General features: G+C 73.2%; 19 protein-coding genes and 1 pseudogene. 12 read left to right on the forward strand and 8 right to left on the reverse strand.

The window, feature by feature from the left end; translation table 11 throughout:
* The first annotated feature begins 528 nt into the window (after positions 1–528).
* Positions 529–1,701 (forward strand): acyl-CoA dehydrogenase family protein, encoded by a 1,173-nt coding sequence (locus CIB93_RS33440; protein ID WP_096632405.1) that lies wholly within the window; start codon positions 529–531, stop codon positions 1,699–1,701.
* Here CIB93_RS33440 and CIB93_RS33445 read toward each other — a convergent pair.
* Positions 1,664–1,912 carry a hypothetical protein gene (locus CIB93_RS33445; protein WP_257002481.1) on the reverse strand — a complete coding sequence of 83 codons (249 nt, stop codon included), beginning with the start codon at positions 1,910–1,912 and terminating at the stop codon, positions 1,664–1,666. The two genes, CIB93_RS33440 and CIB93_RS33445, sit on opposite strands and share 38 nt — an antisense overlap.
* 398 nt (positions 1,913–2,310) lie before the next feature.
* The gene (locus CIB93_RS33450) at positions 2,311–2,724 is read right to left on the reverse strand and encodes a hypothetical protein (RefSeq protein WP_096632406.1); all 414 of its coding nucleotides are present in this window, start codon (positions 2,722–2,724) and stop codon (positions 2,311–2,313) included.
* Positions 2,725–2,926: 202 nt separating this feature from the next.
* On the opposite strand from CIB93_RS33450, the gene CIB93_RS33455 reads away from it, so the two are divergent.
* The 4 genes from CIB93_RS33455 to fxsA all read left to right on the forward strand — a co-directional run bounded on the left by CIB93_RS33455 (position 2,927) and on the right by fxsA (position 7,027).
* The gene (locus CIB93_RS33455) at positions 2,927–3,367 is read left to right on the forward strand and encodes an Lrp/AsnC family transcriptional regulator (RefSeq protein WP_096632408.1); all 441 of its coding nucleotides are present in this window, start codon (positions 2,927–2,929) and stop codon (positions 3,365–3,367) included.
* Positions 3,368–3,436: 69 nt separating this feature from the next.
* Entirely contained in the window at positions 3,437–5,086 is a 1,650-nt protein-coding gene (locus CIB93_RS33460; protein ID WP_096632409.1) for an amidohydrolase, read from the forward strand.
* Between the two features lie 483 nt (positions 5,087–5,569).
* Positions 5,570–6,337 carry a polyprenol monophosphomannose synthase gene (locus CIB93_RS33465; protein ID WP_096632411.1) on the forward strand — a complete coding sequence of 256 codons (768 nt, stop codon included), beginning with the start codon at positions 5,570–5,572 and terminating at the stop codon, positions 6,335–6,337.
* A gap of 81 nt (positions 6,338–6,418) precedes the next feature.
* A complete protein-coding gene (gene fxsA / locus CIB93_RS33470) occupies positions 6,419–7,027 on the forward strand; it encodes an FxsA family membrane protein (protein ID WP_096632412.1) in 609 nt (202 codons plus the stop codon).
* Between the two features lie 148 nt (positions 7,028–7,175).
* Here fxsA and CIB93_RS33475 read toward each other — a convergent pair whose 3' ends face one another.
* The 4 genes from CIB93_RS33475 to CIB93_RS33490 form a co-directional block, all read right to left on the reverse strand.
* Positions 7,176–7,550 carry an RNA polymerase-binding protein RbpA gene (locus tag CIB93_RS33475; protein WP_003959706.1) on the reverse strand — a complete coding sequence of 125 codons (375 nt, stop codon included), beginning with the start codon at positions 7,548–7,550 and terminating at the stop codon, positions 7,176–7,178.
* A 265-nt stretch (positions 7,551–7,815) separates the two neighbouring features.
* Positions 7,816–9,189, reverse strand: coding sequence for an MFS transporter (locus CIB93_RS33480; RefSeq protein ID WP_096632414.1), 1,374 nt, complete (start codon positions 9,187–9,189; stop codon positions 7,816–7,818).
* A 46-nt stretch (positions 9,190–9,235) separates the two neighbouring features.
* Positions 9,236–10,000, reverse strand: coding sequence for a glycerophosphodiester phosphodiesterase family protein (locus tag CIB93_RS33485; RefSeq protein WP_096632415.1), 765 nt, complete (start codon positions 9,998–10,000; stop codon positions 9,236–9,238).
* Complete coding sequence (locus tag CIB93_RS33490; RefSeq protein ID WP_096632417.1) at positions 9,997–10,662, reverse strand: YitT family protein; 666 nt, start codon at positions 10,660–10,662, stop codon at positions 9,997–9,999. The genes CIB93_RS33485 and CIB93_RS33490 overlap by 4 nt, the downstream gene beginning before the upstream one ends.
* A gap of 102 nt (positions 10,663–10,764) precedes the next feature.
* Between CIB93_RS33490 and CIB93_RS33495 the strand changes: the two genes are divergently transcribed.
* Positions 10,765–12,264 carry a PLP-dependent aminotransferase family protein gene (locus tag CIB93_RS33495; protein ID WP_096632418.1) on the forward strand — a complete coding sequence of 500 codons (1,500 nt, stop codon included), beginning with the start codon at positions 10,765–10,767 and terminating at the stop codon, positions 12,262–12,264.
* A gap of 149 nt (positions 12,265–12,413) precedes the next feature.
* Here CIB93_RS33495 and CIB93_RS33500 read toward each other — a convergent pair whose 3' ends face one another.
* Both CIB93_RS33500 and CIB93_RS33505 read right to left on the reverse strand, forming a co-directional pair.
* Complete coding sequence (locus CIB93_RS33500) at positions 12,414–14,051, reverse strand: hypothetical protein (protein ID WP_096632420.1); 1,638 nt, start codon at positions 14,049–14,051, stop codon at positions 12,414–12,416.
* Between the two features lie 37 nt (positions 14,052–14,088).
* Positions 14,089–14,283: a hypothetical protein gene (locus CIB93_RS33505; protein ID WP_006123109.1), complete on the reverse strand. Its 195-nt coding sequence runs from the start codon at positions 14,281–14,283 to the stop codon at positions 14,089–14,091.
* A 326-nt stretch (positions 14,284–14,609) separates the two neighbouring features.
* Here CIB93_RS33505 and CIB93_RS33510 point away from each other — a divergent pair, with 326 nt between their 5' ends.
* The 6 genes and pseudogenes from CIB93_RS33510 to CIB93_RS33540 form a co-directional block, all read left to right on the forward strand.
* On the forward strand, positions 14,610–15,002 hold the full coding sequence (locus CIB93_RS33510; RefSeq protein WP_096632421.1) for an ankyrin repeat domain-containing protein: 393 nt from the start codon (positions 14,610–14,612) through the stop codon (positions 15,000–15,002).
* A 289-nt stretch (positions 15,003–15,291) separates the two neighbouring features.
* On the forward strand, positions 15,292–16,710 hold the full coding sequence (locus CIB93_RS33520; RefSeq protein ID WP_096632424.1) for a hypothetical protein: 1,419 nt from the start codon (positions 15,292–15,294) through the stop codon (positions 16,708–16,710).
* 90 nt (positions 16,711–16,800) lie between these two features.
* Complete coding sequence (locus CIB93_RS33525; protein WP_096632426.1) at positions 16,801–20,517, forward strand: hydantoinase B/oxoprolinase family protein; 3,717 nt, start codon at positions 16,801–16,803, stop codon at positions 20,515–20,517.
* A 44-nt stretch (positions 20,518–20,561) separates the two neighbouring features.
* Positions 20,562–22,091 (forward strand): hypothetical protein, encoded by a 1,530-nt coding sequence (locus tag CIB93_RS33530; RefSeq protein ID WP_096632427.1) that lies wholly within the window; start codon positions 20,562–20,564, stop codon positions 22,089–22,091.
* Between the two features lie 76 nt (positions 22,092–22,167).
* The gene (locus CIB93_RS33535; protein ID WP_096632429.1) at positions 22,168–23,175 is read left to right on the forward strand and encodes a hypothetical protein; all 1,008 of its coding nucleotides are present in this window, start codon (positions 22,168–22,170) and stop codon (positions 23,173–23,175) included.
* 70 nt (positions 23,176–23,245) lie between these two features.
* A pseudogene (locus CIB93_RS33540) lies at positions 23,246–24,591 on the forward strand (hypothetical protein); the annotation flags it as partial.

Genomic DNA, 24,591 nt, shown 5'->3' on the forward strand with positions numbered 1-24,591 from the left:
GGCCGGCTGTGCGGCGGGGGCGGCGCCGGCCGGGGACATGCCCGCGGCGCCGAGCAGGGTGGCGCCGAGGGCCGCTGTGCAGGCGGCCGCGGCGAGCGCCCGGAGCCGGGCGCGGGAACGGTTCGGTCCGGTCATCGTGGCCCCTCGCGGGGAGGGCTGGTGCGTGGGGGTGCGGGTCGAACTCCGGGCGACGGCGCCCGGTATGGCATGCACGCGGCAATGTGTTCGGTGGAACCGTAGAAGGACTAGACCAGTCGGGTCAATGGTCCGGGCCGACCCGGCGATCACCGAACGGCCGCTCCAGCCCTCCGACCAGCTGTTGACCGGCCGTTACCCCGTGACGGAAAGCACCCGATCGGGCATACTCAACCCGCCACAGCCGCTGTCCCGCGCCCCCCGTGACCCGGGAGGGCAGGATCGGCTGAGCAGTCTGCTTTTCCCGGGTCCGTCCGGGAGATCACCCGGCGGCGCCTCTCCCACCCCGAGTGCGCGACCGCCGCAACGCCCGACAGGGAGGAGAGCGCCGTCATGTCCGACCGTGCCCCGCAGCCGGTGGAACGCCGTCTGCCCACCGAGGAGTCCCGGCAGCTCGTCGCGCTCGTCCGCGACATCGTTTCGAAGGAGATCGCTCCCCGGGCGGCCGAGGAAGAGGAAGCGGGCGTCTTCCCGCGCGAGGTCTTCACCCTCCTCTCCGAGGCCGGACTCCTCGGACTTCCGTACGACTCCGCCCTCGGCGGCGGCGACCAGCCCTACGAGGTCTACCTCCAGGTCCTGGAGGAGCTGGCCGCCGCCCGGCTCACGGTGGGCCTCGGCGTCAGCGTCCACTCCCTCTCCTGCCACGCGCTCGCCGGATACGGCACCGACGAGCAGCGCGCCGCGCACCTCCCGGCCATGCTCTCCGGCGGCCTGCTCGGGGCGTACTGCCTGTCCGAGCCCGCCTCCGGCTCCGACGCCGCATCCCTGCGCACCAGGGCGGTACGGGACGGGAACGACTGGGTCATCACCGGGACCAAGGCCTGGATCACGCACGGCGGCGTCGCCGACTTCTGTACCGTGCTGGCCCGGACCGGCGTCGACGGCCCCCGTGGCATCACGGCCTTCCTCGTCCCCGGCGACGCGGAGGGCCTGAACGCGGCCCTCCCCGAGAAGAAGATGGGCATGAAGGGCTCGCCCACCGCCCAGCTCAACTTCGACGGCGTACGGGTCGGCGACGACCGCCGCATCGGCGAGGAGGGCCAGGGCTTCGCCATCGCCCTGTCCGCACTCGACTCCGGCCGCCTCGGCATCGCGGCCTGCGCGATCGGGGTTGCCCAGGCCGCCCTGGACGAGGCCGTCCGGTACGCCACCGACCGGCGACAGTTCGGCCGCCCCATCGCGGACTTCCAGGGGCTGCGGTTCATGCTCGCCGACATGGCCACCCAGATCGAGGCGGGCCGGGCGCTCTACCTGGAGGCGGCACGGCTGCGCGACGCGGGGCAGCCCTTCTCGCGGCAGGCGGCCATGGCGAAGCTGTTCTGCACGGACGCGGCCATGCGGGTCACCACCGACGCCGTCCAGGTCCTCGGCGGATACGGCTACACGCTCGACTTCCCGGTCGAGCGGCTGATGCGCGAGGCGAAGGTGCTCCAGATCGTGGAGGGCACCAATCAGATCCAGCGCATGGTCATCGCGCGCCACCTCGCGGGTCCTGAGACCCGCTGAACCGCAGCGGCCGGTCGGACCGGACGGGCAGCGCCGCGGCCTGGTTCCACTCCGGGTCGCGGCGGCCCGGCAGGGTCCGGCCGGTGCTCTCCCAGTACCGCAGCAGTGCGCTGTAGATCGGTGGATCGGCGGGCGAGCTCATGCCCGAGGTCCCGGTCGAACGGGGCAACGGCCGGTCGGGGGCGCCGGCGTAGGCGCGGTCGCCGGTCACCGGCCGCGCCACAGGCTGAGGTGCGGGTGCGGGTGCGGGCGGGGGTGCGGCGTGCGGAGTGGGGTGCGGCACCGGCTGCCGGTCGGTCGCAGCGCCCGGCTGCGGGGCGTGCGTACCCGGCTGCGGAACCGATTCTTCGGCGGCGGGTGCGGCTAGACGCCGACGACCCGTTCCGGCTGTTGAATGCAGCGTGGTCATACGCGGCCAACGCGCCGGGGCGCGCCGGAGTCACTGCCCGGCCGATTCGAGAGCCCGTTCGCCGGGGGCCCGGGAGACATGCTCCGGCACGCGTACGAGGTCCGTGACGTGCGAAGGCGTACGTACCGGGCGCGGCGGCCCGCCGTACGGGGCGGGCGCCCGGGACCGCGACGCGAGGCGGACGGGCCCGGGCGCCCGGATCAGGCGGCCTCGCGCCGCATCCGCGGCACGCGCAGCGGGCGGGAGCCGGGTCCTCCGGCGTGCGAGAAGGGCTGCATCCGCCAGTCCAGGCCCTGGGGGAGCGTCAGCAGCAGCCCCGTCTCCTGCTCCTGGAGCTCCAGCGTCTCGTCCGCGGGTCGGGCCTCCGCCGCACCGCGGCCGGTCCCGGCGCAGACGGTCAGGACGAACGGGTTCCACGGCGTGGGGCAGCGGGCGTGCTCCGGCAGAACATCCTCGTCGGCCAGCAGCGCGATCGGCTGGGCGCAGTCCGGGCAGACCACCCGGACCATCTCGAACATGTCGTACACGTCGGCGGTACCGTCCTCGTCCTGATCGACAGGCTCCGGATCGACAGGCTCCGGTTCGGTACGTCCGGTGAGCTTCAGGCTCTGCATGGGAATTCCCCCCTCGGGTGGGCCGACAAGGCGCACGGCCTCGACCACAGCAAGCACTTCCCGCCGTGCGTGGCCGATAACCGTGAGGCGGCCCGCTACCGACCCGTAAACCTGTGGCATTCGTCACATGCTGCCCGCAGGTGCCGATCCGTGACCCCGCGCGACTGTGCTGACAGGCGCCCGGGGCCATAGGTTGATCCGCATGGAGGAGCTGGACCGTCAGATTGTGGAGTTGCTCGTCAAGGACGGGCGGATGAGCTACACCGACCTGGGCAAGGCCACGGGCCTGTCCACCTCGGCGGTTCATCAGCGCGTCCGCCGGCTGGAGCAGCGCGGGGTGATCCGCGGCTACGCCGCGGTCGTCGACCCCGAGGCCGTCGGGCTGCCCCTCACCGCGTTCATCTCGGTGAAGCCGTTCGACCCGAGCGCCCCCGACGACATCGCCGAACGGCTCGCCGGGGTGCCGGAGCTGGAGGCCTGTCACAGCGTCGCCGGGGACGAGAACTACATCCTCAAGGTGCGCGTGGCGACCCCGCTGGAGCTGGAGCACCTGCTCACCCGCATCCGCTCGCTCGCCGGCGTGTCCACCCGGACCACCGTCGTCCTTTCCACCCCGTACGAGGCCCGGCCCCCGAGCATCTGAGAGCCCCCGTTCGCGCGCTCCGAGGGGGCCGCGGACAGGGCGGCGGCCCGCAGGCGCGAGACTGGTCCCATGAGCGAGAGCACCGCCCCCCAGAGCGCCCCCGAACACCGCACCGTGCTGCTGCGCGGCGGCGACGTCCACAGCCCCGCCGACCCCTTCGCCACCGCGATGGTCGTCGAACGCGGACATGTCGCCTGGGTGGGATCCGAAGGGGCCGCCGACGCCTTCGCGAGCGGCGTGGACGAGGTGGTCGACCTCGAAGGGGCCCTGGTCACCCCGGCGTTCACCGACGCCCATGTGCACACCACCGCGACCGGCCTCGCGCTGACGGGGCTCGACCTCTCCGGCGCCCGTACGCTCTCCGAGGCCCTCGGCCTCGTCCGCGCGTTCGCGAACGGCCGCGCCGCCGGAGACGTCCTGCTCGGCCACGGCTGGGACGCCGCGCGCTGGCCGGAGCGGCGTCACCCCTCGCGCGCCGAGCTGGACGAGGCGGCGGGCGGGCGGGCGCTGTACCTGCCGCGGATCGACGTGCACTCCGCCGTCGTCACCACCGCCCTCCTCGACCTGGTCCCCGGCGTCACCGCGATGACCGGCTATCACCCGGACGCGCCGCTCACCGGCGACGCCCACCACGCCGTACGGGCCGCCGCCCACGGCGCGGTCACCCCGCGGCAGCGGGCCGCCGCCCAGCGCGCCGCTCTCGACCACGCGGCCTCCCTCGGTATCGGCACCGTGCACGAGTGCGCCGGGCCCGACATCTCCGACGAGGAGGACTTCACCTCCCTCCTCGCACTCGCCGCCGAGCGGCCGGGACCGCGGGTCCTCGGCCTCTGGGCCGAGGAGATCGCCGACGAGAAGAGCGCCCGGCGCATCCGGGAGCTCGGGGCGATCGGTGCGGCGGGTGACCTCTTCGTGGACGGCTCGCTCGGCTCGCACACCGCCTGCCTGCACGAGCCGTACGCCGACCACCCGCACACCACCGGCACCGGCCACCTGGACGCGGCCCGGATCGCCGCCCATGTCACCGCCTGCACGGAGGCGGGCCTCCAGGCGGGCTTCCACGCCATCGGTGACGCCGCGCTCTTCGCCGTCGTCGCCGGGGTCAGGGCCGCCGCCGAAACGCTGGGCCTCGCCCGCGTCCGGGCCGCCCGCCACCGGGTCGAGCACGCCGAGATGCTCACCCCTGAAACCGTCGCCGCCTTCGCCGAGCTCGGCCTCACCGCCTCCGTCCAGCCCGCCTTCGACGCCGCCTGGGGCGGACCGGAGGGCATGTACGCCGAGCGCCTGGGTGCGGAGCGGGCCGCCACCCTCAACCCGTATGCCGCGCTGCTGCGCGCGGGAGTGCCGCTCGCCTTCGGCTCCGACAGCCCGGTCACCCCGCTGGACCCCTGGGGGACCGTCCGGGCCGCCGCCCACCACCGCACCCCGGAGCACCGCATCTCGGTCCGCGCCGGATTCACCGCCCACACCCGGGGCGGCTGGCGTGCCGTGGGGCGGGACGACGCGGGGCTCCTGGTGCCCGGGGCGCCGGCCGACTACGCCGTCTGGCGCGCCGCCGACCTGCTGGTCCAGGCCCCCGACGACCGGGTCGCCCGGTGGTCCACCGACCCCCGGTCCGGCACGCCGGGCCTGCCGGATCTCACGCCCGGGGCGCAGCTCCCGGTCTGTCTGCGCACGGTGGTCCTCGGACAAACGGTCTACGTGCGACCGAACGAGTGACGTCGGGACATTTCGTACCGCCGATCGATGGCCGCCGGGCCGCACCGCCGCCGCGGCGCACTCGGCACTGACCAGGCAGTTTGGTCAGAAGTCGCAGGTCGAACGGCTGTTGACAGAAAGCGCCCAGGGGCCGGTAGGTTCGGCCGGGTCCACCACAGGATGTCCGGCCGGTTGGACTTCACGCAGTCGTCGAACGCCGCTGGGTCATGAGGTGGTGTGCCGCACCGGCGCACCACCGCCGACAGCCAGGTTCAGCGCCCGCGCCTCGGGGGCGAGGGAAGGTTTCAGCCGGACGGAGGGTGGGACCCGGGTGGGGCCCGGACGTTCAGTAGACAACGGCATTCGGTCGACCCGCAGCCAGCGGGTCCCAGGCCGGCCCGAAGGACGCCGGGCCCCGATCCGCCGACCGCCGGTGGGTGCGAGTCCCACGGGGCGATGTGCTGGATATGGTGTCCCTCTGTGTACGGACTCTAAGGGGCAGTAGTGAACGACGGCGGTCAGAGGCAGTTCGGCCCGCTCGGCAAGGTTCTGGTGATCATCCCGACCTACAACGAGGTCGAGAACATCAGGCCGATCGTCGACCGGGTGCGCACCGCCGTCCCGGATGCCGACATCCTGGTGGCCGACGACAACAGCCCCGACGGCACCGGCAAGGCGGCCGACGAGATCGCCGCGACCGATGACCAGGTGCACGTCCTGCACCGCAAGGGCAAGGAAGGGCTCGGCGCCGCCTACCTCGCGGGCTTCGCCTGGGGCTCCGAGCACGGCTACGGCGTGCTCGTCGAGATGGACGCCGACGGCTCCCACCAGCCCGAGGAGCTGCCCCGGCTGCTCACCGCGCTCAAGGGCGCCGACCTGGTCCTCGGATCGCGCTGGGTGCCCGGCGGCCGGGTGGTGAACTGGCCCAAGAGCCGTGAGGTGATCTCCCGGGGCGGCAGCCTCTACTCCCGTCTCGCCCTCGGCCTCTCGGTCCGCGACGTCACCGGCGGCTACCGCGCCTTCCGCACCGAGACCCTCCAGGGCCTCGGTCTCGACCAGGTCGCCTCCCAGGGCTACTGCTTCCAGGTGGATCTGGCCCGCCGCTCCATCGAGGCGGGCTACCACGTGGTCGAGGTCCCCATCACCTTCGTGGACCGCGAGGTCGGCGACTCGAAGATGAGCAAGGACATCCTCGTCGAGGCGCTGTGGCGGGTCACCGGCTGGGGCATCACCTCCCGTGCGGACAGGATTCTGGGCCGCAAGAACCCCTGACCGGCTCTCGTCGGCGGGCCGGGCACGGTTCATGATCACCCCCTTGTCCCGTTTCCCCGCCGCTACGGGCACACTGGGGACATGACGACCGGCACTCCGCCCCCGACCCGTCCCAGGCGCTCGCGCGCCCGCAGATTCCTGCCGCTGGCCCTCGCCGCCTGGCTGGTGCTGGAGATCTGGCTGCTCACCGTGGTCGCATCGGCCGCGGGCGGCCTCACCGTCCTGCTGATCCTGGTGGCCGGGGCCGTGCTCGGCGCCGCGGTCATCAAGGCCGCCGGTCGGCGGGCCTTCAAGAATCTCACCGAGACCCTCCAGCAGATGCCGGGACAGCCCGGCGCGACCGACGCCCCGCCGATCGCCTCAGCGGGCGGCAAGGGCACCAAGGGCAACGGCCTGCTGATGCTGGGCGGGCTGCTGCTCCTCATCCCCGGCCTGGTCTCGGACGCGGCCGGACTGCTTCTGCTCGTGCCGCCGGTGCGCACCATGATCGGGCGGTACGCGGAACGCTCCCTGGAACGCCGGATGCGGGCCGCCCAGCCGGGCAGCCTCTCGGACGCCTTCCAGCAGGCGAGGATGTACCGGCCGGACGGCAAGGTCGTCCCGGGCGAGGTCATCCGCGAGGACGGCGCCCAGGCCCCTTCCCGCCCCGACGAGGACCCCCAGGACCCCCGCCCGCCGCTCACGCCCTGAGGCGCTCCGGCCGACGGCACGCACAAGAGCCGCGGGCCGCACAGTCCACGCACAAGAGCCGCGGGCCGTGACACACGATCTGTGTCACGGCCCGCGGCTCTTGGTGCTTCACTGCTGTGTCGCTGTACTGCTGTGCGGTGTTACGCGGTCAGGCAGACTTCCTGCTGTCCCGCGGGTGCACGGCGATGTTCATGGCTCCGGAGCGCAGAACCGCCAGCCTCTCGGCCAGCACCTCCTCCAGCTCCTCGCGGGTGCGCCGCTCCATGAGCATGTCCCAGTGCGTACGCGCAGGCTTGCCCTTCTTCTCTTCGGGGCCGTCCCCGTCCACCAGGAGTGCCTGGGCGCCGCACGCCTTGCACTCCCACTCCGGCGGAATTTCCGCCTCCACCGAGAACGGCATCTCGAATCGATGTCCGTTCTGGCATGCGTACTCCACCGCCTGGCGCGGGGCCAGATCGATGCCGCGGTCCGTCTCGTAGCTGGTAACCACAAGTCGCGTGCCGCGGAGAGCTCGCTCACTCATGAATCGTGCCTCCCGGGCTTGTCGCCCACAGGACAAAATGTCGCTGTCGTCGTCATCCGGTCAACGTCCGGTCGGCGGTAAAGATTCCCGTTGCCGGTCATGCGTCGCCCGTCGTGCCGCTGCTTTATCTGGGTTGAGTACCCGCCCATGCCCGGTTTGTCACCTCTGGTGGATTTTGTCACCCACCGGTCGAGCTGCTTTCACTCGCAGTAACGGTCCTCCGGGCAGGCCAAAGGCGTACACTACCGGCCTTTGACTTCAACGTCTAAATCCGTTCCGGTACGGGATTGCCCGCGGCCTCCACCGCACGCCTCACCGGGACCCGTGCGAGCAGCACCGCACCGAGGGCGAAGAACACGATCAGCGAGATGATCGCCTCCCGGTAGCTGCCCGTCAGCTGGTACGCCAGACCGAACACCAGGGGGCCCAGCCAGCTCAGTCCCCGGTCGCTCATCTCGTACGCGGAGAAGTACTCGGCCTCCTTGCCGCGCGGTACCAGATGCGAGAACAGCGACCGTGAGAGCGCCTGGCTGCCGCCCAGCACCAGGCCGATGGCCGCCGCGAGAACGAAGAAGAAGACGGGCGCGTCGGCGGGCAGGAGATAGGCACAGACCAGGATCGCCGTCCAGATGACCAGGGACCCCAGAATCGTCCGCTTGGCGCCGTACGTCCGGGCGAGTCGTCCCATCCCGAGCGCCCCGGCCACCGCCAGGATCTGCACCAGCAGGACGGCGATGATCAGCGTCGTCTGGTCGAGGCCCAGTTCCTCGGAGCCGTACAGGGAGGCCTGCGAGATCACCGTCTGGATGCCGTCGTTGTAGACGAGATAGGCGAGTAGGAAGGACAGCGTCAGCGGGTGGCGCCGCATGTCGCGCAGGGTCGCCCTCAGCTGCTTCCAGCCGGAGCCGACCGCCCCCTCGCCGCCCGGCGGGACCCGGCGGTCCCGCAGCCGCCGCAGCGGTACGAGTGTGAACGCGCCCCACCACACACCGGCCGAGGCGAGGCAGATCCGCACCGCGTCCGACTCCGCGAGCCCGAAGGACTCGTGGCCGGTGTACAGGATCAGGTTCAGCACGAGGACCAGGGCGCCCGAGGTGTAGCCGAAGGCCCAGCCGCGCGAGGAGACCGCGTCGCGCTCCTCGGGCTCGGCGATCTGCGGCAGGTAGGCGTTGTACAGGACCATCGACACGGAGATCGACGCGTTCGCCACGATCAGCAGGAACGCGCCCAGCAGATAGCGGTGGCCGTCCAGGAAGAACATCCCGGCCGTCGCCGCGGCCCCCGTGTAGGCGGCCACCGCCAGCAACGGCTTCTTGCGCCCCGTACGGTCCGCGGCCGCGCCCACGATCGGCATCAGGAGCACGGCCACCACGATGGAGGCCGAGACGGAGTACGCGAACAGCGAGCCCGCGCGCACGGGTATGCCCAGAGGGTGCACGTAGCCGTCGGGATCGGCCGCGGCCTTGGCGATCGACGTCAGGTACGGACCGAGGAAGACGGTCACCACGCTGGTGGAGTAGACGGAACAGGCGAAGTCGTAGAAGTACCAGCCGTGCTGTTCGCGCCTGCGGGCCGTCGCGGACCCGTCGCGCGGCGGCGGCCCGGCCGGATCTGCCCGTCCTGTGGTCCCGGTGCTCAATCCGCGCTCCCTCGATCGTCCCCTGTGGACGCGGACGGACCGGGCGTCAGGACCAGACCCCCCGCTCGCTCAGCACCGTACGCAGCGTCTCGATGTGATCGGTCATGATGCCATCCACGCCGAGGTCCAGGAGCGCCGCCATCCGCTCCGGCTCGTTCACCGTCCACACGTGCACCTGAAGCCCGAGCGCGTGCGCCGTACGCACGAAACGGGCGTCGACCACCGGGATGCCGCTCTGCCGCTCCGGGACCTGGGCGCAGACCGCGCCCGCGCGCAGCGCCGCCGGAAGGCCCAGTGAGCGCAGGCGCAGCCCCAGGACGCCGCGCACCCCGTACGAGGTGGCCAGGCGCGGGCCCGCCAGGCGGTGCGCGCGGGCCACCCGGGCCTCCGAGAACGAGCCGACGCAGACCCGGTCCCAGGTATCGGTCCGGCGGATCAGGGCGAGGAGCGGCTCCAGCGCGGATTCCGCCTTGAGGTCCACGTTCCAGCGGGCCTGGGGGAACTCCTCCAGCAGCTCCTCGAAGAGCGGGAGCGGTTCGCTGCCCCCGACCCGGGCCCGGCGCACCTCGCTCCAGGGCAGCGCGGAGATCCGCCCCCGCGCGTCGGTGACCCGGTCGAGCGTCGCGTCGTGGAAGGCGACCAGCCGGCCGTCCGCCGTGGTGTGCACATCGGTTTCGAAGTAGCGGTAGCCCGCGGCGGCCGCCCTGCGGAAGGCGGTCGCGGTGTTCTCCACACCGTCCGCCGCCCCGCCGCGATGGGCGAAGGCGATCGGCGCCGGGTGGTCCAGATAGGGGTGGCGGCTCGGGTTCACTGCGGCAGTATGGCCTGCCCGGGTGCCGGGGCGGCAACGGGGCCGGAACCGGCGGGTGCGGGGAGGGCGAACATCCGCAGGAAGAACTGGGCCGACGGGCCGATCGCCAGGGCGTACAGCACCGTGCCCGCTCCCAGCGAGCCGCCCAGCGCGAAGCCGGTCACCACGACGGCCACCTCGATCGCCGTACGGACCAGCCGGATGGAGCGGCCGGTGACCTGGTGCAGCCCGGTCATCAGCCCGTCGCGCGGCCCCGGACCGAACCGGGCGCTGATGTAGAGCCCGGTCGCCGCCCCGTTCAGCACCACCCCCAGGACCATCACGGGGACGCGGAGAGCGAGACCGTCGAGCTCGCCGACCAGGGCGAGCGTCCCGTCCATGGCCAGACCGACGACGAACACGTTGGATACCGTGCCGAGCCCCGGGCGCTGGCGCAGCGGGATCCACAGCAGCAGGACGACCGCGCCGACGACGATCGAGACCACGCCGATCGATCCGCCGGTCAGCTCCGCGAGTCCCTGATGGAGCACGCCCCACGGCTCCAGGCCGAGCCCGGCCCGCACCAGGAGCGCCGAACTCGCCCCGTACAGCGCCAGCCCGACGTACAGCTGGACCAGCCGCCGGGTGAGCCGGGTCGTGCTCCGGCCGGTGGTCCTGGCCATGTTGTGCCCCCTGATGTGGTGGTGGTGGACTGCTTCATGGCACTCTGTGGCAGGGGGCAGGCCGCCAACTATGGCCAATTCGAGGAAGGTGGACTGATTTCGATGGCGCAGTGGACTTCGACCGTGGGGGCGGCTCAGCTCGCCCGGCAGCTCCAGTCCCAGCAGCCCCGGCCCACCGGGCCGGGCGGACGGAAACCGCCCGCCTACCGTGCGCTCGCCGACGGCGTACGGCTCCTCGTGCTGGAGGGCCGGGTCCCGGTCGCCGCCCGGCTGCCCGCCGAACGCGAGCTGGCCCTCGCCCTCTCCGTCAGCCGTACCACCGTCGCCGCCGCCTACGAGGCCCTGCGCGCCGAAGGGTTCCTGGAGTCGCGGCGCGGCGCGGGCAGCTGGACCGCCGTCCCGGCCGGCAACCCGCTGCCCGCCCGCGGCCTCGAACCGCTGCCCCCGGAGTCGCTCGGCTCGATGATCGACCTGGGCTGTGCGGCCCTGCCCGCCCCCGAGCCCTGGCTGACCCGCGCGGTCCAGGGGGCGCTGGAGGAGCTTCCGCCGTACGCCCATACGCACGGCGACTATCCGGCCGGGCTGCCCGCGCTGCGGCAGATGATCGCCGACCGCTACACCGCGCTCGGCATCCCGACCATGCCGGAACAGATCATGGTCACCACCGGCGCGATGGGCGCCATCGACGCCATCTGTCACCTCTTCGCGGGCCGGGGCGAACGGATCGCGGTCGAGTCCCCCTCGTACGCCAACATCCTCCAGCTGATGCGCGAGGCCGGCGCCCGCCTCGTCCCCGTCGCGATGGGGGACGGCCTTGCGGGCTGGGACATGAACCGCTGGCGCCAGGTGCTGCGCGACGCGGCCCCCCGGCTCGCCTATGTGGTGGCCGACTTCCACAACCCGACCGGTGCGCTCGCCGACGAGCAGCAGCGCCGGGAGCTGGTGGACGCCGCCCGGTCCGCCGGCACGGTCCTGGTCGTCGACGAGACGATGAACGAACTCCTCCTGGACCCGGACCTGGACATGCCCCGCCGGGTCTGCGCCTTCGACCCGGCGGGCAGCACGGTGCTCACCGTCGGCTCGGCCAGCAAGGCGTTCTGGGCCGGGATGCGGATCGGCTGGGTGCGGGCCGCTCCCGACGTCATCCGCAGCCTGGTCGCGGCCCGCGCCTACGCCGACATGGGCACCCCGGTCCTGGAACAGCTCGCGATCAACTGGCTCATGGGCACGGGCGGCTGGGAGCAGGCCGTCGACGTCCGGCGGAGCCAGGCGCGGGAGAACCGCGACGCGCTGGTCGCCGCGGTCCGCCGGGAGCTGCCGGACTGGGAGTTCACGGTGCCGCGCGGCGGCCTGACCCTGTGGGTGCGCACCGGCGGCCTCTCCGGGTCGCGGCTGGCCGTGGCGGGCGAACGGGTCGGTGTCCGGGTGCCTTCGGGCCCCCGGTTCGGGGTCGACGGTGCCTTCGAGGGTTATGTACGCCTGCCGTTCACGGTGGCCGGGCCGGTGGCCGACGAGGCGGCCGTGCGGCTGGCGGCGGCCGTGGAGCTGGTCCGCTCCGGTGCGGGCGTGGGCGCCGATGCCCCGCGCAGCTTCGTGGCCTGAGGAACGGGCGGCACGACCGAGGGCGGGGAGCGGACCTGGTGATCCGCTCCCCGCCCTGGGGGGTGTCTCGCAGGTGAGGCCGGGCTCGCGCGCCCTGGTGCCGGGCCTGATCCGGCCCGGCCGGCAAGCCCCCGTCAGGTGCGTTCGGTTCAGCTCTCGGCGCCCGCCGACCGTGCCTTCGCGAGCGGTTCGGACGGCCTGGCCTCGGCGACGGCCGCCTCCACGGCCACGGGCACCTGCTCCGTCGCCGGACCCTCGTCGGCGGGCGTGGCCTCCATCGGGACGGGCCGGTCGGGCAGCAGGTCGAGGACCGCCTGCCGGTGCGCGTCGCTGGTGGCGTCGTCGTACGGGTCGGGCGTCGCCGGGACCTGGAGCCGCAGGACCGGGCCGGTGCCCAGGCGGGCGTAGCCGCGGCCCGCGGGGACCTCGGGCGGCGGTGTGGTGTTCGGCCCGGCACCCAGGACGGCGGCGATCTGCTCGGGGGAGGCCGGGCCGAGGACCGCCCGGGCGCGGGTGTGCGTCCGTACGGTCTCGGTGAGGCCGTCCAGTGCGTCGAACTGCTCGGCCAGGACGACGACGACCTGGACCGCCCGCCCGTGCCGCAGTGGGATCCGGAGCAGGTCCTGCGGGTCAGGCCTGCCGTCGGCCGCCGCGAGATGGCCGAGGACGCTGGGGCGGTCCAGCAGGATCCACAGCGGTCGCCGGATGTCGTCCGGCGCCGGGTGGCCGGTCTGGCGGGCCAGGTTGGCGGTGATCAGACGCCGTTCCGTCTCGTGCGCCGCCCACTCCAGCGTGGCCAGCGCCCCGCTGAGCCCGGACTCCACGGCGAGCACACCGGTGCGCCCGGCCAGCGCGCCGTACTCACCGGTCCCGCTGCCGTCGACGAGCAGGACGTCGCCGTGCTGGAGGGCCTGGAGGGCGATCGAGCGGACCAGGGTCGTGGTGCCGCCGCCGGGCTGCCCGACGGCCAGCAGATGCGGTTCGGTGGAACGGCAGCCGGTCCGCCAGACGACGGGGGAGGCGTCCACCGTCGTGTCGCCGTCGCGCACCGGGACCGTACGCGAGACCGCGTCCGGGTCGGTGAACCCGAGGACCGTCTCGCCGGGTGCGGTGACGAAGCGCTGGGCGACGATCGAGGTGGGGAGCGCGTCCAGCACGGTCATGACGAGGCGGTTGGCCTCCTCGTCCCAGCTGAAGCGGTACTCGCGGCCCCGGCCCGACTTGGCGTGGAGCACCTGCTCGATCCGGGTCCGGGCGGCGGCCTCGCCGTCGGTGAAGTACGCGGGGTAGGAGACCTGGAGGCGGGTGATCCGCCCGTCCTCGTCGAAGGCGTAGCCCTCGAAGGCCTTCTCCCAGTCGCCGCCGTGGGCGAACAGCGGACTGGGGTCCTCCGGCACCGAGAAGTACGGCACGAGCGCCTCGTAGAGGGCGCGCAGGCGGGCGGTCTCCGCCTCGTCCGGGCCGGTCTTCACGGGGACCCGCTCCCGCCCCTTCCAGGCGGCGGCGCCCATCACCGCGATGAGAGCCAGGATCGGCCCGTACGGGATGAGCGCCACCACCAGCACGCAGGCCGCGGCGAGGAACAGCTTGGGACCACGCCGTTCCTTGGGGGTCGCGGCCCACTTCTGCCGCCCGGACACGGCCAGCAGCCGCAGACCGCGGACGACCGTGATCAGCGGGTGGAGCACGTCGGTGGCGTTGTCGGCGGCCGTGCGCGCGATCTCTCTGCTGCGAGTGATCGAAGCGCTGCCGCTGCTCAGAATGCGGGGGAGTGGTCGCCGGGCCACGTCGGTCTCCTGAAGGGGTGGGAGCGGTTGCGGAGCGTCAGAACTTGATCCCGCCCAGCAGCCCGGCGAGGCTCGCCCCGCCCGCGGTGATGCTCGGGGCGATGGCGGTGCCGGCCAGGTAGAAGCCGAACAGGGCGCAGACGATGGCGTGGGATGCCTTGAGCCCGTCCTTCTTGAAGAACAGGAAGACGATGATGGCGAGCAGTACCACGCCCGAGATGGAAAGGATCATGAGCGGTTCTCTCCTGGTTGAAGGGGACAGTCACCATGAGTCCTTCCAGGATCACGGGAAGTATCTATACGACAAAAGGTGCAATCGAGTGAATATCCTGCGCTTTCACTTGACTGGCCCATAGAAGTCGGTCCCCGCAGAGCGGTATCGCCGGGTCCGTGCCGGGCAGGAGACATCCGCGGTGATCCCTTGCCGCATCCGGGCCGGGTCATGTCGCCCCGGGAGCAGTACCCTGTCGATTCACTCGTACGGCCCTGTCGTACTCCCCACCAGGTCAACGCGGCAGTGAAAGCCGCCGCAGCAGTCAAGGAAGGCGGTCCCGTCCGATGAGCGAAACCCCCGATCCCGAGGTGGTCGAGCTGGCGACCAAGGTCTTCGACCTCGCCCGCACCGGCGAGACCGAGGCGCTCCTCGCGTACGTCGACGCAGGCGTCCCCGCCAACCTCACCAACGACCGGGGCGACACGCTGCTGATGCTCGCCGCCTACCACGGGCACGCCGGGGCGGTCACCGCCCTCGTCGCCCGCGGCGCCGACCCGGACCGGGCCAACGACCGCGGCCAGACCCCGCTGGCCGGAGCGGTCTTCAAGGGCGAGCCCACCGTCATCGACGCCCTGCTCACCGCGGGCGCCGACCCCGCGGCCGGGACCCCGTCCGCGCTGGAGACGGCCCGGATGTTCGGCAAGTCCGAGCTGGTGGAACGCTTCGGTGCCCGCTGAGGCGCCGGCGGCCCCGCCCGCGGGCGTGTCCGCCGAGAGGTCCGCTGACCGGTCCGTCGTAAATGTGGTCGCGGTGGCGAAATGGCTGGGTCATCATGACGTCGCGGGCCCGCTCAGGGCCACCGACGAGAGGCAGAGGAAGATGCTCTACACCAGGCGGAAGACGGCGGTCGGCCGATCATGTTGCTGCGCGGCGTAGCGGTGTCCCCCGGACACCCCCTCGTGCCGGGAGGCACGGGGCCCTGCACAGTTCCGGTTGCGTCGACAGCTTGATGTGAGGCTTTCTTCCATGTTCGATCCGTTCATAGCGCCGAGCGGCACCCTGCTCGGCCTGTTGCAGAGAGGCCGCGGCGACGGCACGCTCCACGCGCTCGCCGCACCGCGCCCCGAGGCCCTCGCGGCTCTCAACCACTGCGTCGTGAGCGACCCCCGTCACGACTGGCAGGTGGAGAACCGCTCCCTCTACTACGCCCGTCTCTACCTCGACCTCGACGGCGGCATCGAGGAGATCGAGCGGCACCTCGCCGATCCCGACGACCACGCCGACACCGACGACTCCCGCACCGGGCTCGCGCTCTCCGTCCTCGGCCACCTCGCCTCCTACGGACGCGACGACGCCCTGGCCCTGCTCCGCCGCTACGCCGCGACCGGAGCCAACTGGGCCTGGGCCCTGGACGAGCTCGCCCTGCGCGACGACGACGCGGGCCTGCGCTCCCTCGCGGCTCCCGTCCTCGGCCGCTTCCCGGCCACCGAGCAGGGCGCCGCCGACCTCGCCGTCGCCGTACGGGACTCCTTCGAGCCGCGGCCCTGGCGGCTGTGGGCCGACGACCCCCGCGACGAGGTCGGCGCCCGGGTCCGGGCCGCCACCGAACAGGGCTCCTTCGACCGATGGCAGCGGCAGATGCGTCCCGGGGGTCCCCGCCCCGGCTGGAGCGTCCAGGCCGTCTTCGACTGGGCCCAGCAGGCCCTGGAACGCGGCAGCGAACTGCACGTCCCCGCAGCCCGCTGTCTCTCCGCCGTCGCCGGACCCGACGACCTGCACCTGATCGTCGAAGCCGCCGACAGCGGCCCCGAAGGCGCCCGCTGCGCCGCCCTGCACTACCTCGCGGAGGCGGGCGACCCCGCCGTCCTCGACCTCATCGAGGCCGCCGCGATCAGCCCCGCCCGGACCGTCGCCGACGCGGCCATCGCCGCCTTCGAGCGGATGACCTGCGACGCCGCCGTGGAGCGCGCCCGGCGCTGGGCCCGCAGGCCCGACGCCCTCGGCTCCAGTGCCGCCGGAGTCCTCGCCTGCCGCGGCACCGCCCAGGACGCTCCCCAAGTCCTCGGCGCCCTGCGGGAGGCCGTACGAGGCGACGGCCCCGACGCCCCCAGGCTCTGGACCCTCGTCGACGGCGCCGGACGCCTCGGCATCGCCTGCGCCGCCCCCGTACTGCGCCACGTCTACCGCGAGACGTCCTCCTCGCACCTGCGGGGCCGGGCCGCCCGCGCCCTGGCCGCCACCGATCCGTCCTTCGCGACCGGGTTCGCTGTGGAGTGCCTCTGGGACTGCGAGGAGACCACCCGCGAAGTGGCCGCCCTCCACGCCGAGACCGGAGACATCCGCGTCGCCGAACGGCTGCGCCGCCTCGCCGCCGACCCGGCCGAGGAGGCCGAGGTCCAGACGGCGGTACGCAGCCGCATCGGGCCGGACGCACCAGCGGTCTGACACCGGGAACGCACCCACGCCCGCGGGCGTGGGTGCCGGCGAACGCCTTCCGTGCCTGCGGTCTCCTGCCCACGGGCACAGAATGGCGCCATGACCGGACGCTGGGAGTTCTGGATCGACCGGGGCGGCACGTTCACCGATGTGGTGGGCCGCCGCCCCGACGGCCACCTGGTCACCCGCAAGCTCCTCTCCCACGACCCGGAACGCTACGACGACGCGGCCGTCGCCGGAATCCGCCTCCTGCTCGGCCTGGAGCCCGGTGAACCGGTGCCCGCAGACCGGGTCGCCGCCGTCCGGATGGGCACCACCGTCGCCACCAACGCCCTGCTGGAGCGGCGCGGCGAGCCGACCGTCCTGCTGATCACCGAAGGCTTCCGGGACGCGCTGCGGATCGCGTACCAGAACCGCCCCCGGCTCTTCGACCGGCACATCGTCCTGCCGGAGGCCGTCCACGAGCGGGTGATCGAGGTCCCGGAACGCATCGACGCCGAGGGGCACACCGTGCGGCCCCTCGAACTCGACCCCGTACGACAGCGGTTGCGCACCGCGTACGCCGACGGTCTGCGCAGCGCCGCCGTCGTCCTGATGCACGGCTACCGCCACCCCGCCCACGAACAGGCCCTCGCCGAGGCCGCCCGCGAGGCCGGGTTCACGCAGGTGAGCACCTCCCACGAGGTCAGCCCCCTCATCAGGCTCGTCCCGCGTGGCGACACCACCGTGGTGGACGCCTACCTCTCACCCGTCCTGCGCCGGTACGTCGACGAGGTCGCCGCCCGACTCGACGGCATCCGGCTGATGTTCCTCCAGTCCAACGGCGGTCTGCGCGAGGCCGCCCGGTTCCGCGGCAAGGACGCCGTCCTCTCCGGACCGGCCGGCGGCGTCGTCGGCATGGTCCGTACGTCGCAGCGGGCCGGGTACGACCGGGTCATCGGGTTCGACATGGGCGGCACCTCCACCGATGTGTCCCACTACGCCGGCGCGTTCGAACGGGAGCTGGGCACCGAGGTGGCCGGGGTCCGGATGCGCGCCCCGATGATGAGCATCCACACCGTCGCGGCGGGCGGCGGCTCCGTACTCCACTTCGACGGCAGCCGCTACCGCGTCGGCCCCGACTCGGCCGGAGCCGATCCCGGCCCCGCCTGCTACCGCCGGGGCGGCCCGCTCACCGTGACCGACGCCAACGTGATGCTCGGCCGTGTCCAGCCCGGTCACTTCCCCGCGGTCTTCGGTCCGGACGGCGGCCTTCCGCTCGACGCCGACCTGGTGCGTGAACGATTCGGGGCGCTGGCCGACGAGGTGGGGCGCGCCACAGGACGGCGACCGGACGAGGCGGAGGTGGCGGCGGGCTTCCTGGAGATCGCCGTGCTCAACATGGCCAACGCCGTCAAGAAGATCTCCGTACAGCGCGGTCACGACATCACCCGCTACGCGCTGACCGGCTTCGGCGGCGCGGGCGGCCAGCACGTGTGCGCGGTCGCCGACGCCCTGGGCATCGACACCGTCCTCGTCCCCCCGTTCGCCGGGGTCCTCTCCGCGTACGGCATCGGCCTGGCCGACGCCACCGCGATGCGCGAACAATCGGTGGAGGAGGAGCTCGGCGAAGCCGCCCGGGAGCACGTGGAACGGCTCTGCGCGGAGCTGGCCGACCGCACCCGCGAGGCGCTGCGCGCCGACGGAGTGCCGGACTCCGCGATCACCACGCGGGCCCGGGTGCTGCTGCGGTACGCGGGCACGGACGCGGCGCTCGACGTGGCCCTGGGCACGGCGGCGGCCATGGCGGAGGAGTTCGGCGTGGCCCACCGCGCCCGGTTCGGCTTCACGATGGACAAGCCGGTGGTGGTGGAGACGGTGTCGGTGGAGGCGACGGGGGCGGCCGCCGGCTCCGGGGCCGCGGACGAGCCCAAGCCCGGAGCCGCCACGGACCCCGGGCCGCGCGACACACCGGCCCTCCCGGCCGACACCGGTCCCCGCGACGCCTCGCCGCGCCCGGCGGACACCGTGCCCGTGTACGCCGGCGGTGAGTGGCGGCAGACGCCCCTGTACCGCTGGACGGACCTGCGCACCGCCGACACCGTCAGCGGCCCCGCCGTCGTCGCCGAGGACGACGCCACCACGGTCGTCGACCCCGGCTGGCAGGCCGAAGCACGCGCCACCGGACACCTCGTCCTCACCCGGAGCCGCCCCCGCCCCGAACGCACCGCCGTCGGTACTCGGGTCGACCCGGTGATGCTGGAGGTCTTCAACAACCTCTTCATGTCGATTGCCGAGCAGATGGGCGTCCGCCTGCAGAACACCGCCCACTCCGTCAACATCAAGGAGCGTCTCGACTTCTCCTGCGCCCTGTTCGACGCCGAGGGCAACCTGATCGCCAACGCGCCGCACATCCCGGTGCACCTCGGCTCGATGGGCGAGTCCATCAAGGAGGTCCTGCGGCGCAACGAGGGCACCCTGCGGCGCGGCGACGTCTACGCCGTCAACGACCCGTACCACGGGGGCACCCACCTGCCCGATGTCACCGTGGTGACGCCCGTGTTCGACGAGGGAGACGGGCAGCGGGCTCCCGACGGGGACCACGGTCGCAGGCTGCGCTTCCTGGTCGCCTCGCGCGGCCACCACGCCGAGATCGGCGGCATCACCCCCGGCTCCATGCCCGCCTTCAGCCGGACGATCCACGAGGAGGGCGTGCTCTTCGACAACTGGCTCCTCGTCCGCGACGGCCGTCTGCGCGAGGCCGAGACCCGCGAACTGCTCACCTCCGCCCCGCACCCCTCCCGCAACCCGGACACCAACCTCGCCGACCTGCGCGCCCAGATCGCCGCCAACGAGAAGGGCATCGCCGAGCTGCGGCGCATGACCGACCAGTTCGGGGCGGACGTCGTGGACGCCTACATGGGCCATGTCCAGGACAACGCGGAGGAGTCCGTACGCCGTATCGTCGCCCGGCTGCACGACGGAGCCTGCCGCTACGAGACGGACAGCGGGGCCGTGATCCAGGTACGGCTGAGCGTGGACCGGGACGCGCGCGGCGCCCGCCTCGACTTCGCCGGGACCTCGCCCCAGCAGCCCGGCAACGCCAACGCCCCCCGCTCGGTCGTGATGGCCGCCGTCCTCTATGTCTTCCGCACCCTCGTCGGCGAGGACATCCCGCTCAACAGCGGCTGCCTCAAGCCCCTGGAGGTGACCATTCCGCCCGGCTCGATGCTCGACCCCTCCTACCCGGCGGCGACCGTGGCGGGCAACGTGGAGACCTCCCAGGCCGTCACCGGAGCCCTCTACGGAGCGATCGGCGGACAGGCCGAGGGCTCCGGCACCATGAACAACCTCACCTTCGGCAACGATCACGTCCAGTACTACGAGACGGTGGCCAGCGGCTCCGGAGCGGGCGACGGCTTCGACGGCGCCGATGCCGTACAGACGCATATGACCAACTCCCGGCTCACCGACCCCGAGATCCTGGAGTGGCGGCTGCCGGTCCGCCTGGAGTCCTTCGCGGTCCGGGAGGACAGCGGGGGAGCGGGGCGGTGGCACGGCGGGCACGGGGTCGAGCGCCGCATCCGCTTTCTGGAGCCCGTCACCGTGGCGCTGCTCTCCGGACACCGCCGGGTCCCGCCGTACGGAGCGGGCGGCGGGGAACCCGGGGCGCTCGGCAGCCAGCACATCGAGCGGGCGAGCGGCGAAAGGGTCCCGCTGGAGGGCTGCGACACCGCCGAAATGGAGGCCGGAGACGTGCTCGTGGTGCGCACGCCGGGCGGCGGCGGATACGGGCCCGCGGCGGGCCGGACCGCTGCCCGGAGCCGGTCGCATTAGCGCCGTTTCGACCGTTGTCAGTGCGAGGACCTAATCTGTCCCACGTGACATCGCCTGCCAACACGGACACCGCTGCGCCGCAGCTCAGCGCGGGGCCGCGGCCCGCCCCGGGCCCGGCCGCCGACGAGGGGCTCTCGCGGCGGCTGCGCGCGCTCGCATGCACGGCGCCGCTGCACGACCTCGACGTGCGCAAGGCGAATCTGGCCGGTGAGTACACGGTCTACGCCATGGCGGAGGTCGCCCTCGCCGCGATCGACCACGTCACGCTCAACATGGACTTCGACACCGGGGCCGACCACGACCAGATAGTGGCCAGGCTGCTGCCCCGCGTCGGCGCCCAGGCACCGGACCGGCCCGTCGCCGAGCACGAACGGGTCGCCCGCTGGGTTCTGGAGAACCTGATCAACGTCGGCAGCGTCGACCGCGGTTTCCGCGCGGTCTACGGCACCTTCGGCCCCGACGGCGTCTACGTCCGCAGGGACTACGACTTCAAGCTGATCGAGGAGGTCCCGGGCTACGGCGGCACGGTCTACCTCCGCGCCACCGACGAAGCGGTGAACGTCCTGGTCGGCGCGTTGGACACCGATGTCACCAGCGCCCAGATCGCCGCCGAGGTCAAGCTGGAGGTCCTGATCAGCCGGGGCCGCCTCGCCGATGCCCAACTCGCCGCCGAACAGGCCCGCTACCGCACCGTGCAGTACGCCGAGACCCTGCGCCGCACCCTGGAGGCCACCCGGCGCAACGTCCGCGCCGTCGACTGGCTCCACACCGTCCCGGACATGATCGCCGAGGCCCTGGACCACGTGGCCGACCGCTATCGCCACGAGAACGCGATCCTCACCAACATCCGTAAGGCGCGAGACGAGGCCGAGGACCCCGAGCACAAGCGCCGGGCCGCCGAGCTCGTCGACATCGTCAAGGACTGCATCCGCCGCCACACCCAGCTCCAGTCCCGTCTTCTGGAGGCGGGCCCCCTGTTCCGCGCGGAACAGGACCGCCAGGCGTTCGCGCCCCCCACCGCCCACGCGGGCCTCGATCTGTACGGTCAGCTCCTCGCCCCGCTCCTCCCGCTCCCCGTCGAGCAGTCCTCCCGGGCCACCGACGCCTTCTTCGCCCACGGCACCGGACTGCGCACCCCCGCCTCCGTCCGGGTCGGTGACCTGGTCGAGATGCTCCTCAGCCCGCCGCTGGAGCGCGAGCACCTGGGCGCGGAGATGCCCGAGCCCGATCTGATCGCCACCCCGGACGACAGCCGCTTCAGCGAGGAGCAGCTCGCCCGCGCGATGACCCTCCTCGACCTGGAGCACGACGCCCCACGCCGCCTCTCCGGACTGCTCGCGGAAGCCCGCCGCGGCGGCGACGCCGACCTGCCCTACCTGGTCGCCCTCCTCGCCGTCCACGCCGCCAGCCCCCCGGTCGGCACCGCCTACCGCCAGGGCGAGCGGCGCCTGCTGTTCGCCGTCGACGACGGCACCGAGCTGGACGACCCGGAGTTCGGCGGCGCCGACCTGATAGTCGGCACCGCCCTGCTGGACGCGGTCGGGATGGCCGCCGACCGCAAGGAGGCGTCATGACCGGCCCCGCACCTTGCCCGCACCTTTCTCCACCGTCCCCGCACCCGCACCCTTTCCGTACCGAGGAGCCCCAGCCGTGAGCGACCACGAGGCCGAGCACCCCGAGGCGTGGACCGACACCGCCGCGCACGCCGGTTCCTCCTCCCCGTACACCGGTTCCTCCTCGTCGTACACCGGTCCCGCGGCCGCCCACGCCGGTCCCTCCGCCTCGTACGCGGGCGACCCCGCGCACCCGCACGGAGCCGAGCCCACGGGCCAGACACCCGTCACCCCGGCCGACGCCGCCGGCGCCGCCCGCCTGGTCTCCTTCGGGCTCCAGCCCAAGCTGCTGCCCGCCCGCGATGCCGAGTACGCCGACCTGCTCCGCCGCTACCGGGAGGAGGGCGCCTTCGCCCGGCTCGCCGACGCCGTGGCCACCGGTCTCGGCCTCATCGTCCTGGAGGTCTCCCCGCGTGCCGGGATGGCCGTGACCGCCGCCGAGGACTCCGTCTTCGCCGTCCGCATGGGCGACTACGCCCGCCGCGCCTCCTCCGACGCCGCCGACCGCTTCCTGCACGGCCTCGCCCATCTAGCCGTCGCCGCCCTGGCCTTCCCCCGCCCCGAGGACCTCGCGGACGACGCCTACATCGGCCGCATCACGGTCAACGGCGTCGACGCCTTCGTACGCCAGGCCTGCCGGCGGCTGGAGGAGCGCGCCGAGGAGCAGGGCGACAACACCGACCCGGTCTCCGACGCCCCCGGCCTCGAAGCGGGCTGGCGGATCTACGCCCGCCGCAGCGCCACCGGCGCGACCAAGGACGCCCGCAGGCTCGCCGGGTCCACCACCGGCATCATCGGCAAGGCCGTCGCCTTCCTCACCGACTCCGGCTTCCTCCAGCGCACCGGGGACGACGCGGGCGGCGCCTACCGCACCACCGCCCGCTATCAGCTCCAGGTCCGCGACATGGCGGGCAGCGCCGCCATGGCCGAACTGCTGGAGCTCGGCGTCGTCCCCGTCACCGACGGCTCCGCCACCCTGCTGCCGCCCTCCGACCCCGACGACCTGGAGCTGGCCGCCGACGCGGGCCTGCCCTTCCACTCCTGACCCGCGCCACCCGCCCCCGCCGCACCGCCCAGCTCCACCCCCGCTCACCGAACGACGAGAGTCCGCCGCCATGTACGAGTTGTCCCGGGTCCGCCTCTATTCCATCGGACCTGCCGGTGCGCGCTACGCCGACACCGTCCTCGACCTCCGCGGCGTCGGCGCACCCGTCCCCAGCCCGGCCCCCGCCCAGGCGGAGTTCTTCGAGGACGAGCCGGTCGGCCCGCCCCGCCGCCCCGCCCCCGCGGGCGTCCTCTTCCTGGAGAACGGCGGCGGCAAGTCCGTCCTGCTCAAGCTGATCTTCTCGGTGATGCTCCCCGGCCACCGCAACACCCTCGGCGGCGCCAGCTCCGGCGTGCTGCGCAAGTTCCTGCTCGCCGACGACTGCGGCCATGTCGCCCTGGAGTGGCAGCACACCCTCACCGGCGAGTGCGTCGTCGTGGGCAAGGTCAGCGAGTGGCGGGGACGGCAGGTCTCCAATGACCCGCGCAAGTTCGCCGAGGCCTGGTATTCGTTCCGCCCCGGCCCCGGGCTCAGCCTCGACAGCCTGCCCGTCGCCGAGGCCTCCGCCGTCGGCCGCCCCGCCGAAGGCGTCTCCGGGGCGCGCGGCAGGCGCCGCACCATGAAGGGCTTCCGCGACGCCCTGATGGACGCGGGCAAGTTCTACCAGCACCTCGACGTGCACTGGGAGGAGATCCACGACCGCTGGAACGAGCACCTCGGCGACCTCGGACTCGACCCCGAACTCTTCCGCTACCAGCGCGAGATGAACGCCGACGAAGGTGAGGCGGCCGGGCTGTTCGCGGTGAAGAAGGACTCCGACTTCACCGACCTGCTGCTCCGCGCCGTCACCGACACCCGCGACACCGACGGCCTGGCCGACCTCGTCAGCGGCTTCGGCAACAAGCTGGGCCGCCGCGCCGAGCTCACCGCCGAACGCGACTTCACCGCGGGCTCCGTCGACCTGCTCGGCCGGATCGTCGAGGCCACCGACACCCGAGCCCGAGCCCGCGACATCCACGCGGGCGCCGAACGCCGCACCCGCACCCTCGCCCGCCGCCTCTCCGCCCGCGCCGCCGAGGAGCGCGGCCGCACCGCCGAGCTGGCCGAACGGGTCACCGCCGCCGCCCACACCGTCACCGAGGCCGAGACCACCCGCGGCCGTCGCGCCCTGATCGCCGCCGAACTGGCCTACCGGCACGCCTCGCTGGCCCTGACCGCCGCCGAGAAGAGCGCCGCCGCCGGACGCAAGGAGCTGGTCGAGGCCCGCACCCTGCACGCCGCCTGGCAGGCAGCCGAAGCCGTCCTGCGCCACCGCGCCGCCGCCGACCGCTCCGCCAGGGTCGCCGCCGCCATCCGCGAGGCCGAACGCGACGCCGCCCCCGCCCTGGCGGCCCGCACCGCCGCCGCCACCGACCT

It is taken from the genome of Streptomyces sp. WZ.A104 (assembly GCF_002382885.1).
Taxonomy (GTDB): Bacteria; Actinomycetota; Actinomycetes; order Streptomycetales; family Streptomycetaceae; genus Streptomyces.

Bases quoted from the DNA above. Each gene is read 5' to 3' on its own strand.
- CIB93_RS33440 (WP_096632405.1), top strand. From the start codon at position 529: ATGTCCGACCGTGCCCCGCAGCCGGTGGAACGCCGTCTGCCCACCGAG.
- CIB93_RS33450 (WP_096632406.1), bottom strand. From the start codon at position 2,724: ATGCAGAGCCTGAAGCTCACCGGACGTACCGAACCGGAGCCTGTCGAT.
- CIB93_RS33455 (WP_096632408.1), top strand. From the start codon at position 2,927: ATGGAGGAGCTGGACCGTCAGATTGTGGAGTTGCTCGTCAAGGACGGG.
- CIB93_RS33460 (WP_096632409.1), top strand. From the start codon at position 3,437: ATGAGCGAGAGCACCGCCCCCCAGAGCGCCCCCGAACACCGCACCGTG.
- fxsA (WP_096632412.1), top strand. From the start codon at position 6,419: ATGACGACCGGCACTCCGCCCCCGACCCGTCCCAGGCGCTCGCGCGCC.
- CIB93_RS33475 (WP_003959706.1), bottom strand. From the start codon at position 7,550: ATGAGTGAGCGAGCTCTCCGCGGCACGCGACTTGTGGTTACCAGCTAC.
- CIB93_RS33490 (WP_096632417.1), bottom strand. From the start codon at position 10,662: ATGGCCAGGACCACCGGCCGGAGCACGACCCGGCTCACCCGGCGGCTG.
- CIB93_RS33495 (WP_096632418.1), top strand. From the start codon at position 10,765: ATGGCGCAGTGGACTTCGACCGTGGGGGCGGCTCAGCTCGCCCGGCAG.
- CIB93_RS33505 (WP_006123109.1), bottom strand. From the start codon at position 14,283: ATGATCCTTTCCATCTCGGGCGTGGTACTGCTCGCCATCATCGTCTTC.
- CIB93_RS33510 (WP_096632421.1), top strand. From the start codon at position 14,610: ATGAGCGAAACCCCCGATCCCGAGGTGGTCGAGCTGGCGACCAAGGTC.
- CIB93_RS33520 (WP_096632424.1), top strand. From the start codon at position 15,292: ATGTTCGATCCGTTCATAGCGCCGAGCGGCACCCTGCTCGGCCTGTTG.
- CIB93_RS33525 (WP_096632426.1), top strand. From the start codon at position 16,801: ATGACCGGACGCTGGGAGTTCTGGATCGACCGGGGCGGCACGTTCACC.